Origin of the sequence: [Mycoplasma] phocae (assembly GCF_003332325.1) — a bacterium.
Lineage (GTDB): Bacteria > Bacillota_I > Bacilli_A > Mycoplasmatales > Metamycoplasmataceae > Metamycoplasma > Metamycoplasma phocae.
In genome coordinates this window covers 291,726-306,278 of record NZ_CP029295.1, presented here as the reverse complement: position 1 = coordinate 306,278, position 14,553 = coordinate 291,726, and the positions used below count along the sequence as shown (strand labels likewise).

Annotated in this window: 12 protein-coding genes; 9 read left to right on the top strand and 3 right to left on the bottom strand. The window is 26.6% G+C overall.

Annotation, left to right across the window (positions count from 1 at the left end; genetic code table 4):
- Positions 1 to 22: 22 nt before the first annotated feature.
- From topA to DA803_RS01315, 7 genes are all read left to right on the top strand, one after another.
- Positions 23 to 1,861, top strand: a complete 1,839-nt coding sequence (gene topA, locus DA803_RS01345; RefSeq protein ID WP_114190843.1) for a type I DNA topoisomerase — start codon at positions 23 to 25, stop codon at positions 1,859 to 1,861.
- A 94-nt stretch (positions 1,862 to 1,955) separates the two neighbouring features.
- Positions 1,956 to 2,969 (top strand): hypothetical protein, encoded by a 1,014-nt coding sequence (locus DA803_RS06150; protein ID WP_114190842.1) that lies wholly within the window; start codon positions 1,956 to 1,958, stop codon positions 2,967 to 2,969.
- A gap of 3 nt (positions 2,970 to 2,972) precedes the next feature.
- Entirely contained in the window at positions 2,973 to 3,323 is a 351-nt protein-coding gene (locus DA803_RS01335) for a hypothetical protein (protein ID WP_114190841.1), read from the top strand.
- Positions 3,324 to 3,350: 27 nt separating this feature from the next.
- Entirely contained in the window at positions 3,351 to 4,025 is a 675-nt protein-coding gene (gene cmk / locus DA803_RS01330; RefSeq protein ID WP_114190840.1) for a (d)CMP kinase, read from the top strand.
- Entirely contained in the window at positions 4,018 to 5,334 is a 1,317-nt protein-coding gene (gene der / locus DA803_RS01325; protein ID WP_114190839.1) for a ribosome biogenesis GTPase Der, read from the top strand. The genes cmk and der overlap by 8 nt, the downstream gene beginning before the upstream one ends.
- Positions 5,335 to 5,337: 3 nt before the next feature.
- Positions 5,338 to 6,327, top strand: coding sequence for an NAD(P)H-dependent glycerol-3-phosphate dehydrogenase (locus DA803_RS01320; protein WP_114190838.1), 990 nt, complete (start codon positions 5,338 to 5,340; stop codon positions 6,325 to 6,327).
- Between the two features lie 21 nt (positions 6,328 to 6,348).
- The gene (locus DA803_RS01315) at positions 6,349 to 6,651 is read left to right on the top strand and encodes an HU family DNA-binding protein (protein ID WP_114190837.1); all 303 of its coding nucleotides are present in this window, start codon (positions 6,349 to 6,351) and stop codon (positions 6,649 to 6,651) included.
- On the opposite strand, the gene recU is transcribed toward DA803_RS01315, so the two are convergent.
- Genes recU through DA803_RS06140 form a run of 3 tightly spaced genes read right to left on the bottom strand, consistent with a single transcriptional unit; the run spans position 6,648 to position 10,089 of the window.
- Positions 6,648 to 7,142 (bottom strand): Holliday junction resolvase RecU, encoded by a 495-nt coding sequence (gene recU / locus DA803_RS01310; protein ID WP_114190836.1) that lies wholly within the window; start codon positions 7,140 to 7,142, stop codon positions 6,648 to 6,650. The genes DA803_RS01315 and recU overlap by 4 nt on opposite strands.
- Before the next feature lie 51 nt (positions 7,143 to 7,193).
- Complete coding sequence (locus DA803_RS06145) at positions 7,194 to 9,248, bottom strand: UU173 family protein (RefSeq protein WP_114190835.1); 2,055 nt, start codon at positions 9,246 to 9,248, stop codon at positions 7,194 to 7,196.
- Positions 9,238 to 10,089 carry an MAGa7180 family putative nuclease gene (locus tag DA803_RS06140; protein ID WP_114190834.1) on the bottom strand — a complete coding sequence of 284 codons (852 nt, stop codon included), beginning with the start codon at positions 10,087 to 10,089 and terminating at the stop codon, positions 9,238 to 9,240. The genes DA803_RS06145 and DA803_RS06140 overlap by 11 nt, the downstream gene beginning before the upstream one ends.
- Before the next feature lie 446 nt (positions 10,090 to 10,535).
- Between DA803_RS06140 and DA803_RS01295 the strand changes: the two genes are divergently transcribed.
- Positions 10,536 to 11,408 (top strand): class II fructose-bisphosphate aldolase, encoded by an 873-nt coding sequence (locus DA803_RS01295; protein WP_114190833.1) that lies wholly within the window; start codon positions 10,536 to 10,538, stop codon positions 11,406 to 11,408.
- A 1,265-nt stretch (positions 11,409 to 12,673) separates the two neighbouring features.
- A complete protein-coding gene (locus tag DA803_RS06135; protein ID WP_114190832.1) occupies positions 12,674 to 14,428 on the top strand; it encodes a hypothetical protein in 1,755 nt (584 codons plus the stop codon).
- Positions 14,429 to 14,553 lie beyond the last annotated feature (125 nt).

Sequence of the window (14,553 nt, the reverse complement as noted above, 5' to 3'; positions counted from 1 at the left end):
TAACATCCAATAAGGAGGAATAATGAATGAAAAAGTTATGATTGTTGAATCGCCTAATAAAGTAAATACAATCCAAAAATATGTTGGTAATGATATAAAAGTTATCTCATCAGTTGGTCATATCCTAAAATTAGCAACTAAAGGAATTGGTAATTTAGGAATTGATTTTGAAAACTGAGAGCCAAATATGGTTCCTGATCCTAGCAAGAAAAATGTTATTTCCGAATTAAAAAAAGCTACAAAAGAAGCAAAAGAAGTCTTTATCGCAACTGACCCAGATCGTGAGGGCGAAGCTATTGCTAATAATCTTGTTTCCACTTTAAAATTAGAAAATAAATATAAGAGAATAAAATACAATGAAATAACAGCTGAGGCTATAAAAAATGCACTTGATAATCCGTTATTGATTGATACAAATTTAGTTAATGCTCAAAAAGCAAGAAGAATGCTTGATCGAATCATTGGATTTAAACTTTCGCAATTAATGAAACAAAAAATTAAGAATGCGCCAACATCACCATCCGCTGGCCGAGTACAATCGATTGCTTTGAAATTAGTTTGCGATCGAGAAAGACAAATTGAGGAATTTATTCCAATTTTATACAGTAAAATTAACGCAATTATTGATGAAGGAATTGAAGCTAACTTTTTTTATAAAAAAGACCTAGACTTCAGCAATGATAATACTTGAATTGAACCCAAGAAATCAATTGCAATACTTAGAGAACTTGAAAAGGATAAATTCCTTTATGTAACTGACTATAAAATTTCACAAAGACGTGAATCGATGATAACTCCATTTAAACAATCAGTCTTATATAAGGAAGCTAAATACTCATCTTCAGTTGTTCAAGTAAGTGCTCAAAAATTATTTGAAGCTGGATTAATTTCATATCCAAGAACAGATTCAACTAGATTGAGTGAAACTTTTATTCAAAAAGCAAAAGATTATATTAAGAATAAATTTGGTGAAGAGTATGTAGCTGATGAAATCAAAGGCTTTAAAGGTGAACAAGACGCCCATGAAGCCATTCGTCCAACTGATATTAACCTAACACCAAAAGACGCAACTTTACAATTTGGTCTTAGTGATGTTGATAGTTATATTTATAAAATTATTTATGAAAAAACTATTATGGCTTTAATGAATCCTCCAATAAGAAAAATATATCAATATGAATTAAAAAATAATGATTACTTCTTTAAAATGTCATATACTCAAGTTATTTTTAATGGATATTATGCAATTACTGGATTTGAAGATCCAAAACCACTTCCTAAATATGAAGTTGGAGATAAATTAGGTGTTGATGAATTCGTTAAATTAGATAAGAAAACTACTCCACCGGCTAGATATACTGAAGGTTCACTGATCAAAACCTTAGATGATATAAAAGTTGGAAGACCATCAACTTTTGCATCAACAATTAATTTAATTAAGAAAAGGCTATTTGTTGAAGTCCAAAATGGTAGCCTTCATCCAACTGAATTTGGAAAAATTGTTTTAGACAAACTAATAAACGGTTTTCCTAAAACAATTAACGAAGAGTATACTGCTGAAGTTGAAGCTGATCTTGATATGATTTCAGAAGGTAAAGAAGATTACAAGATTTTAATGGAAGATTTTTGAAATAAATTTAATAATCATTTATATGATGTGAGTCAAACTATTGAAATCACTGTTCTACCAAGTGAATTCTTAGATGAAAAATGTCCATTGTGCAACTCAAATCTTGTATATCGTTACACTAAAATTAAGCGTAGTAAATTTATTGGTTGTACAAATTTCCCATCTTGCAACTACATAAGAAATATTGAAAAACCAAAAAAATCAAGCTGAAAATGGAATTCAAAAAAATAACTAAATTTAATACAGTTATTTTTTTGTTTTTTATTGTGTCAATTCATATTTTTTCATTGTTAAGAGTAAAAAATAATATAAAATTATATAGAATATGGAAATAACTAAAAAAAGAAGAGCATGATTAATTGTTGGTTCAATACTAACACCGATAACAATTGCCGGATCTATTGGTGGTGCAATTTATTTTGTTGTTAGGAATACAAGAAAGATTCAAAAGGTTTATTGGAGCCCAGAAGAATTTCAAGAAAAAGCCAAGGCTAATTTATTAGAAGATGAATTGATTGAGTCATTTACTCCAAGAATTTTGTATGAAAATTTCATATCGCAAAAGAATTTGGCCGATAAAGCTATAAAAGAATATGATGAATCTCATCCAGAAATTAAAGAATATATCAAGAACAATCAAACTGAGAGTAAAGAAAGCGCGGCAAGAGGTTTACAAAGGAATTTCTTAAGTCCATCTATTAACAAACTATTAAGAGATAGACCAAAGCCATTTGATGCAAATAAATTTTTGTCAGAAAAATTGAAAAATAGTTTGAGCTTTGATGAAATTAAATTTTTAGATTTTAGATATAGTAGTATTCAATTAACAGATAATCCTAAAGAACTAAGAGTTAATTATGAAGTATTTTTAAATTATGAATTTGCTACCGGCAATTTTGAAACAAATGCACAAAAGGGTACTCCAAAATCAAAATACTATTATAAATCTTCGAAAATTATTAGAATCATTAGTAAAAACGAAAAATGAGATCTAGGAACACCTTTTTATCAAAATCTTGAAACTTTATCAGAAAAATTTAAAAAAATAATTAATGAAAAAAAAGATAATCAAAAATGGTTTGAATCAATGGAATTTCAAGAAAAGATTTTTAAAATTTTTCAAGAAGCAACTATTAAATATGACGCTTTTCCAGATATTTATCCCTCAGATAGTTTTGATATTAGTCCGGCTTCAGAAGTGGATAATGATGCTTATGTTAAATGAAATCCAATTAAAGGGTTGAATAATTTAACGATAACATATAGATATATTCATAAAAACGATAATAATATAAAATCCGAAATTCGAAAGAAAAATTTCGTTGTTTCAAATGCGTAAGATATGGAAAACAAAAAATGAAAAATTAGATCTGAAAAATCAAAAAAAGATTACAAAAAATACAAAAAAATTATTAACGATATTGAGAATTATTTTCAATTATCAAAAGCCAATAAATTGGAGGTATTTGATGATATTTACATTAAATACTATGAAGATAATTATCTTGACTTATCGGGTAATAAATACGATTTAAATAAACAAATTGAAAACTATGAATTAAACTCACATATTTCAACAATTAAGTCTATTAAGGCAAATCTGAGTAAAGAAATTGAGAAGTTGAATTTAGAGTATGATGAAAATAAATTTAAAATTGATGATAAATTGAAAAAAATAAAATATAATGACTAGTTATAGTTTGAAGGAGAGGAGAAAAAAATGCTTAAAAGAATTAATATTGCAATTGATGGGCCATCCGGTGTTGGGAAGACAATTATGTCAAAAAAATTAGCTCAACATTTGGGATATAAATTTCTAAGTTCGGGAAATTTCTATCGAATAGTGGCACTTAATGCATTTCAACAAAAACTTGATACCGACAATGAAGATGATGTTAATAATAATTGAAGTATTGACGACATTAGAATTGATGCTGAAGATCGTATCTTTTTCAAAGATGAAGATGTAACTCTGAAAATTAGAGAAGACCATATTTCTAAAATTGCATCAAAAATTGCCAAATTTCAAAATGTAAGAAACAAGGTAAATAGTTTCATTCAAACATTTAGTGAAAAAAACAAAGGAATCATTGTTGATGGACGAGATGCAACTTACCGGATTCTGCCAAATGCTGAAGTAAAATTTTTTCTTTGAGCAACTCCTGAAAAAAGAGCCGAAAGACGTGTTAACCAAGATAAGGAAATGGGAATTATTTCAAACTATAACGACGTATTAAAATCAATTAAAGAACGAGATTTTAATGATACTAACCGTGCAATTGATCCTTTAAAAATTTCAGAGGGTAGTATCGAAATTGATACAACTAATATGAGTATAGAAGAAAATTTTCAGGCAATGATGAATGAGATAATGAAAAAGGTGAAAAATGAATAAAAATATCGTCGCAATTATTGGAAAACCCAATGTTGGTAAAAGTACCCTTTTTAATAAGATCATTAATCGAAGGCAAGCAATTGTTTATGATACACCAGGCGTAACACGAGATCGAATTTATGCCGATGCTAAATGGGCTGGCAAAGAATTTACTATTGTTGATACTGGTGGAATTACTATTGAATCTGAAAATTTTAAAGAACAAATTAAAATTCAAGCCCAGGTTGCTATTGAAGAAGCAAATGTAATTATTTTCTTAATTGATGGAAGAGAACCACTAACATCTGAAGATTATTATGTCGCCACTCAGCTAAGAAAAATTAATAAACCAGTTCTATTGGCAACTAATAAGCTTGAAGGGCATAAGACAACTTTTTATGATAATTCAGTTTATTCATTAGGCTTTGATAAGATTTTTCCAATTAGTGCCATTCATGGAGATGGACTAGGTGATTTATTAGATGAAGTACTAAATCACTTGAATTATGATGAAGAGAGTGAATCTCAATATTTCAAATTGGCTTTATTAGGGAAGGCTAATGTTGGTAAAAGTACATTGCTAAACACTTTATCAAACGAAAATCGTTCAATTGTTAGTGAAGTAGCTGGAACAACGAGAGATTCAGTCTCAACATTAATAAATATTGATGGCCAAGAATTTGAAATTATTGATACGGCCGGAATTAAACGGAAGAGCAAGCTTGAAGATAGTATTGAACATTATGCATTAATGCGAGCTACTCAATCAATTGAAAATACCGATCTTTGTTTGTTACTATTAGATGCTCAATATGAAGTTAGTCACTTTCATCAAAACATAATTGGAATCGCATACGAATTAAAAAAACCACTTATTGTCATTGTCAATAAATGGGATTTGATTGAAAAAGATACAAACACAATGGATAGATATAAAAAAAATCTTTCAAAAAAATTAAAATTTGTAGATTGAGCGCCAATAGTATTTATTTCTGCTAAAAACAAAAATCGTATTAATAAATTAAAAGAAACAATTCTTCAAGTAAAAGAAAATATTTCGAGAAAAATTAATACAAATCAATTGAATAACGTTATTATGAATGCGCAAATTATTAGACCCGCATCTTCAATTAATGGTAGACGTTTATCAATTACATTCTCTAAACAAATTGAAGCCAAAATTCCCACCTTTATTTTATTTGTTAATAATAAAGACTTAGCACATTTTACTTATTTAAGATATATTGAAAATCAAATTAGAGAGAATTATAATTTTTCTGGTACGCCAATTGAATTAATTTTAAGAAACAAAAATAAAAAGGGAGAATAAATTATGAGGCAAAAAGTCGCTATATTAGGCAGTGGTGGTATGGGAACAGCTTGTGCTACAGTTTTAGAAGATAACAATCATAACGTAATCATATATGGAGTTGATCACCAAGAGTTAGAAGAACTTAAAAATGGTAAAAACTCAAAATATTTTTCAGATAAAATTAATCTTCCAAAATTTCAAACAACTGCCAATATAGACGAAGCAATACAAGATGCTGATTACATTTTATTTGCTATCCCTACACAATTTATTGAAGATGTTTTTAAATCAGTAATTTCAAAAATAACTAAACCCACCATTTTTATTAATGTATCTAAAGGCTTTTGGCCTGACACGGCAGTCTCAGTCTATGATGAAATGAGTAAACTAATTAAAACTAACAGCAATATCACAGGTGTTGTTTCACTAATAGGACCGTCATTTGCGATTGATATTGTTGAAAGACATATTACTTTAGTTGATGCCGTGGCTTATAATAAAAATATTGCAAAAAAGGTGCAAAAGTTATTTTCTAATGAATGATTTAGAGTATATACACAAAACGATGTTAAAGGTGCTGAAGTCGGGGCAATATTTAAGAATATTATCTCAATTGCTTCAGGTATGGCAGAAGGTTTAGGATATTCAACAAATACTCAAGTTGCGCTTGTTAGTCGCTCAATCAATGAAATCCTAACTTATAATAAATATGTTGGTGGCAAGAAATCAACAATTTTTGGTTTGTCAGGGATAGGGGATTTAATTTTAACTGCGTTATCACCTAAATCAAGAAATTATACTTTTGGCAAAAATTTTTTTAGCAATACTAAAGAAACAAACAATAAAACAGTTGAAGGGCTTAGATCAATAAAAGTTATTTATGAAAATTATATTAAAAATGGGCGACTAGAATTACCCATAGTCGAAGCATTATACAAAATAATTTACATGAAAAATAACATAAAAGAAGTTATTAAATCATTGATGGTTAGACCTTTAAAACATGAATAGAAAAATAGGAGATTAAATAATATGAATAAAAAAGAATTGATAATTCACGTTAGTGAAAAAACTGGATTTCAACAAGTACTAGTTGAATCTATTTTTAATGAAATTGTTACGGCAATTACAAATGAAATTGTACAGGGAAATAATGTTTCTATTTCAGGTTTTGGTATGTTTTCTTCTAAATTTATTCCTGCTAAAACAAAAATTCATAATATTACAAAAGTAGTTTTAAATATTGATTCAAGATTGGATCCAAGATTTAAATTTTCAACTGCTTATCGTGATAGAATTGATGAAGAATATAATAAATTAAATCACCAAGATTAAATCACTTTAAGATAGTCTAATATTCCTGGAAAATCTAATTCTATAGAAATACCATTAGCTAGCAGTAATGAATATGCTAGCGTCTTTTTATTCTTACTAATTTTTAAAAATTGGTTATGTTTAATAAGAATAAACTTGTTCTGTAAATTAAAATAAATAATTCAAAATGCCACTCCTTGATGAGCGTCTACTAACGATAAATATTCAATTTGGTGCTTTTTAATATTATCCATACTGAAATTTTTTTCATTTGTGCTTTTAGCCTCAAATGCCAAAAAAATGCCTTTATAAACTCCATAGTAATCAACAGTACTTTTGGATTTAATAAAGGCATTATTTACAATTAATTTCTTATTTTTTAGATCAACGCTTTTAAAGTCAATGTCTAAATTTTTTTTGTGAATTAGCGCAATATTATTCTCGAAATAAAATTGATTACTTCGATTGATAATACTTTCTAAAAACATTCCTCGATTTTTTTGCATATCCATAAATTAATTACAACACAAAGCGAGGATTTTTTTTCGCTATTTTTTCTTAAATTAATCTTTATATGTTTTGAAATTATTAATATATTCTCTTCTACGTGGGGATTTGATAATATGTTTAACTAAATCAAAGGCCATAATCATCGCCAAGACATCGTTATGACAATATTGTTTTAAAGCGATGATTTCTTGCTCTCATTCATTATCTTTAATTACATCAAGAGCACGGGCAGTTGAAATTTGAAGTGCCATACCACCATTTTTAATAGCTAAATCTTTATAAGGCATAATCATATGTTGTAATTTGATTTTATTATTTGAAACATAATGCTCAATTTTTTTGATTGAATATTTTCCTTTAAGTTCTCCAATGTTGATTTGGCAGTTTGAAATTTTTAATCCATGCGAACCAACAATGAAAAGTTCAGCGATATCAACTATTCTTTCCACAATAAATTTAATTTTGTGCTCAATTGCTCTATATTCTTCTATTGATATTAACTCAGATCTATCATAATAGTAGAATAGCATTTCTTGCATTTCAAGTAGTCTTGAACTTTCATATGATTTATTATAAACAACATAACAAGAAGCTTCTTCATCATATAAATCATCAATTACTTTAATTAACGTACGATAATCGTATTTCTTAGGATCATAAACATAATCATGCGATTCATAAATTTCATTATTAATGGTTTTAATTATTGAAGTTTGACTCATTAGTTGGTTATAAGGCTTATTATAATCGATTATTGGAATTGGTAGTGTTACTCCTTCAAAATCAAATCAAATAATTTTGGCATTTTCTTTATTGATTTTTTGATACACATGATATTCTTCAATATCAGGATTTAAAGCAACTTTATTATTATCATAAAAATCTAAAATTATTTGATCTTTAAAATTAGGTTCTTTTAAATTTTTAAGTTTTAGTCGCAGAATTACTTTTGAAGATATTGCATAATTTGGAAGTAATTTTTCAACAATACTTAAATAAAATTGATTGCCTAAATTTAGATCATCTTCAAGATCAGTTTCATCAATTTCATTTACTCAAGATGAGTATTTTTTTAATAATTCTTCATCATTAACAATTTCAACAAATTTTTTAAAAGTAAAAGTTTCTCTTTCATTAACTTTTTTATTAAAAAATTCTAAAATGGATAATTCAGAGTTGATATGATCGATTATTTTAACGTTTGTTTCGACGTTTTTCTTAGTAGTTTTACTTGAATATTTAAAGTTAGGGTCTTTAATGAAAATTGCTTGAATTTCATTTTCTGATAGATTTTTTTTCTTATCAATAGTTGGTTTAGATTTTTTATAATTAGCATATTCACTAACCATAAAATTAAGGCGCCCTTGTTTTACATTTTTACGATCTTGATATTTTGGAATAACAATAACTGCTTCATTAACTTCATATCCAGCATTTCTAATCACATTAACATCATAATATAGTCGAAAAATGTTTTTTAAAGATGTTTTATTAGAGTAGAGTAATATTCCAACAGTTTTTGTTTTTACATCATAGAAAAATGGAACAGCAATACAAGATTTATATTCAAAAGCAGGATTAATTAGAATTTTATCATTAATTACTGATTGTTTGGTTTGTTCAATTTTTTTATCTTTTCTTTGTTTGCAACTAATAATTTCAATTTCGCGATTACTAAAATAATCTCTTTTTAAATATTCAATCGCTTTATTAGTAACTAAACCAAGTCCCATTGCTAAAGCTTTATATTCTGATATTTTGTCAATCAATTCATTTGCGACATTAATTTTATCGTGTTCGATGATTTGTTTATAAAATGTTGAATCATTTGCTAATTTGTTTTTTAAAAATAGCAATTTTTCATATCCCATTAATTTATCTAATTCTTCCCTATCGGCAGTAGTGAAATATTCTCCAAATTCAGTTTCAATTTTTTCTTCAATACAATCAATTTGATAATCAGATTGATTGAAAATGTTTACGTCATCGTCATATTCCTCATTGAAACTTTTATAGATTTCTTCTAAAGATGTATTAAATGCAAAATATGGTCTTGATGAATTCATTATTGCATAATTTAGAAATTTATAATATTTTTTATTGTTCATATTTAGCCACAGCCTTCCCTTCTTCAACTCATTTTAAATATAAATTTTCTCATTGTTCAAAATTTTCACAATTTAGAAATTTTATTAAATCCTGATCAATGCTTTCATTTCATTTTGGACTTATTCCACTAGCAGTGTATTCATTAAATCATTTAGTACATGTTTCAATATCATCTTTTACCTGAGCTTCATTGACAAACATATTTCAATTTTTGATAATACGCTTATTAATGTCAACGCTATTAGGGTCAATATAATCTTCTTCTTTAAGAAAGCAAGCAACAATTGAAAATGTTTTAACTCCCATTAAATAAGCATAAAGTTGAGCTTGTTTAATGTATCCCACATTTACTCCATATTGATTTCACTGGTCAAATTTTTTTTCATTAGCGGTTTTAATTTCAAATATTATTCGTTTTTTTTCTCAAAATCCATCTGGTAAACCACCGAATAATTGGTTTTCTTTAAAATAATCGTAATTGTATTTTTCAGCAGGATAGCGAAGAATTTTATCGCCAATACTCTGTTCAATTTTTTCTAAAATTTTAGGTTCTAAAATAACTCCAGCACGAACATATTTATCATCTAAAATTGGCATACCAAAGCCGCAAAGTCGGGCATAGGCAACGAATTGACTATTAAAATTTGTTAGCAGCATAATATCACCTAGCGCTGACCCAGTCATTTTTCGAAATCCACCGAATGTTCCAGGCTTATGTGATTGCAATTTTTTTAAGAAATCTGGATTAACCCTGAAGACTTGATTTTCAAAATCAAGTTGGTATTCCTTTCCATTATAATAACTTCTTTTAGGAATAATAATCTTTGTTTTATCTTTCATAACACTCCAATGTTTTAAATTATAAGTAATAAAGTTATAAAAATTGGTAAAAAAATAAAATATTAAGATTAATTTATAAAAAAATTATTTTATATTTAATATAAAAAACTTGATATTTTTTTGTTTTAAATGAATTTATTACATCCTAATAAATTTTACGTAAACAAAAAAGATATCAATAGCAAATTTTATTTCTAAATTTTTGATTTACCATTAATAAGATGTGTGTAATATTTTTTTCTTGAAGATGTTAAAAATGTTATTAATAGAATATAAAGAATTACCATTCTATTTATCATCAGCTTTGCTTAAAAATCCATAATTTAGTAATAAAATTATTTTGATAAAAATAAAACATTTAACACTATTAATGCTGAATTAGCAACCTAATATTTTTTACGATTTTTAGGTTAGCAATAATTAAAATAATAGTAAAAGGATAAATAATGAAATTAGTAAATATCAATCATATGTTAAAAAAAGCATATCAAGAAAAATATGCTGTTGCTCATATTAACATTAATAATTTAGAGTGAACTAAGTCGGCTTTGGAAGTTGCTGATGAGTTAAAAGCCCCGATTATTATTAGCGCATCTGTTGGGGCTGTTAAATATTTTGGCGGCTATCACGTTGTTAGTGAATTAGTTAAGAGTTTAATTGTTGATTTAAATATTAAAACTGAAGTTGCACTTCATTTAGATCATGGAAATTATGATGATTGTATCAAAGCATTAGAGGCCGGTTTTAGCTCAATTATGTACGATGGAAGTCATGAAATTTTTTCTGAAAATTATAAAAATACCAAGCAATTAATATTGCTAGCTCATAGTCAAAATGCATCAATTGAAGCAGAAATTGGTACAATCGGTGGCGAAGAAGATGGAATAATTTCATCTGGACAGTTAGTTTCTAATATTGATGAAGCCATTCAAATGCAACAATTAGGTATTGATGCTTTGGCGGTTGGTATTAATAATATTCACGGAAAATATCCATCGTATTGAAAAAGTTTAAATTTCGATATTTTAAATCAAATCAATGAAGCTTGTAGAATTCCTTTAGTTTTACATGGTGGAAGTGGAATTCCAAAAGATCAAGTGCAAACGGCAATTAGTTTAGGAATAGCAAAAATTAACATTAATACCGAGTTACAAATTGCCAATGCTGAGGCTATTAAAGAGTTTGTTATTAGTAAAAAAATTGATAAAAATAAAAATTATGATCCAAGAAAAATTGCTAATTTTGGGATGCAAGCACTAAAAAAGGTGCTCAAAGAAAAATTTGCTGAATTTGGATCTATTGGAAAAGCAAATATTTAAAATAAAAATACTATTTGTCGTAACTTATTAAGTATAAGTGACAAATTTAATTTAAAAACTCCTAGTTATCAAAATCTTGATAGTGATTTTTTTATTAAAGAAATCAACCTATTAAAAATAACTCAAAAAATTTTTGAATATACTAGTGAAAAAGTTAAAACATTAAATTTTATACTCATAAAATGATTTTGTTATTAATTAGTTAATTTATAGATTTTAATTGAATATTAATATTAATATAATTTAGCTTTTGGGAAAAAAACACAGAATTAGAAAAATTAGTTTTAAAAAAAGACTATTAAAAATTTAAAAATCTCATAAAAAATCAAAAGAGAAAGTTAATGTATGCTGACTTTTTATATTTATCTTTATACTTTTTGGTTTTTTTACAAATGGTTAAAAAAATATGATAATATATAAGTGTAAAGTAAAGGGTCGGAGCGAAAGCTGTTGGCCAAGTATGAAAAGTCGGGTAAAACCGGCTTTTAAAATGTTTTAATAAAGTTTATTATAATTTAAGTATGAAAAAAATAAAGAAACCTAATATTTATTTAAAACCAACAATTAATTTAATAATTTATGAAAAGCATAACAAGACTTTTACCACATCTGTTGGTAATTTTTTATATAAATAATATTCCAACCTTATTAACTTAGACGATAAAGCTTCATAGATCTAGTAAATTATCAATTTATGGAAATAATTAAGTTTTAATCTCTATATAAGTTAAGATTTTTTGATTTTAATAAAGATATAAAATCTAAAAAGCAAAAGATATTTATAAGCATTATACAAGGGATTTAAAATTCATAAGAGTTTAACAATTTAATAAATGGAATCAAAATATCAAAACATTTTTTCGCAAAATAAGGAATTATATTCAAATATTTCAAGAGAAGCATAAAAGTAATTCTGCGGCAAACTATTTTAGTTAAAATAAAGAGTGTCTAAATTATGTAACCTAATTTACTCCAGTAAAGAGTTTCAATCCTCTCATTTTGTCCTATTTGAAGGCGTGTTCGTATATGCGAATACGTGTTTCATAAAATAAAATTGTTAAAAAATAAAATGTTTACACTTGTGTAGGCGCATTTTTTGATGATTTTTTTTATATATAAAAAAACTAAAATATACTTAAAAATAAGACATAAAAAATAGTTTATAATTTAATTAGGATAAAAAAGTAAGAGATAATTTTTAAATGTAATACTTCTCCCTTAACTTTCAAACACATCCAATTTATTATAAACAAACAAGGAATATTATGAAAAAGAAAAATTTTAAGTGATGAATTGCATTGCCGGTCATAGTTGTAACATTACCCTTAATCGCTGCATCTTGCAGCGATGAAAATAGTAATATGCCAACTCGCCCCATTAGAAAACCACACCAACAGCCTCTCCCATCAAATCCAATTACAGAAACTGAAGAGAAAAAATTAAGAAAAGAAATTACTTTTTCATACCAAGGCTCAATTAATGAAAAAGCTGATAATTTTGATGCTACTAAAATTCAATTGGCTAAAAATGATGGTTTTATAGTTGATACTGAAACTGTTTTTGTTAGAGTTAAATTCGAAGAAATTTCATCAATATCTCTAAATATCAAAAAATACGCTATTGTTTATTTGCCTTTAAAAAAAGATTATAAATATTTAAATTTTTATATAAAATTCGAAATTGGAAAAACGAATCCTATTGGGTCTCAAGTTTTTGAATCAGAATTTAAAGAAGCTATCAAACAACATGAAGAGGAACACAATAGAGAACGCAATAAACAAGAAGAAGAAGAACGTAATAGACAAGAAGATGAACGAAGGAAACAAGAGGAAGAACGTAATAGACAAGAAGATGAACGAAGGAAACAAGAGGAAGAACGTAATAGACAAGAAGATGAACGAAGGAAACAAGAAGAAGAACTAAGAAAACAACAACAACAAGAAGAAGAAGAACGTAATAGACAAGAAGAACTAAGAAAACAAGAAGAAGAGGAAAAAAAGAGAATAGAAGCAGAAGAAAAAATAATATCAGAAAGAAGACCTAATATAAAAAAAATGATTGATTTCTATTTTGCTTCAGATACGAGAGGCATAAAATGATATAGGGAATTATCACATATTACTAATTTAAATGACCTAATTAAATTAGAAGAAAATATTATAGCCCAAGTAAACTATTATATTGAAGATCTTGTTTCGAATGCGGCCGATCCTCAAAACAAGGAACTAGTTGAAAAAATAAAAAAACTTGATTCTTCAACACCGAAATTAAGGGAAGTAAAAGAAACTAATCTTAAAAAATTATATTTAAATATTATTAATGATTTAAAATATGAAAATGAATCTAAATATAGTGAATTTTATAAAATGATTGTTGAAAATAAGGATGATAACTATTCATATCTAGACAAAATTTATGAATTCTACTATTCTGAATATGCACGTACTATATCATCAATAGAAAAATACATGCTTCCAGATTATTATAAATATCAACTTATAAAAAATATAAAAACTTTTAATGAATTATATGAATTAGAGATTAACGCAATAAATTTTGTTGATAATGTTAAGGTGGTACCAAGAGTCGATGTTGGGTTTAAATACGAAAAATTTTTTTACGTATACGCGTATTTGCGCAAAAATAAAGAAATCGAAAAAGTAAAGATATTACCGAATTTTGTTCAATACAATTTCCCGATAAAAAATGAATATCAGGGCAATAATGATACAACTTTTTTACCCAATGGCAGGGATAAATATGGATATATAAATTCGTATCTATCTAGACCTGTACTAAGTATTAGTAGATTGGCGAGTTCTAAGATCGAATTTTCAGGTGGAAATGATTATTCAAAATTCACCCCAAGAATTTATCTTCTGGGTTTTACTCTTTTTAGAGAAGACGGGACATCAGAGGAATATTTGATACCAGGGCTAAGTTGATATGATTCTAGAAAAATTCTTAATGACAAAAAATTTGATCCCGCTAATTATCCACAATTAGATATATTTGTATAGGTTCGATTATAAAAAATTATCATAATGAAATTTTAATTTTTAATAGAAAAAAACGTAATCATAAAATTAGCTTAGGAAAAATAATTTAAACACTCACTCCACATTGTCTGAAAACATAGTGTGGG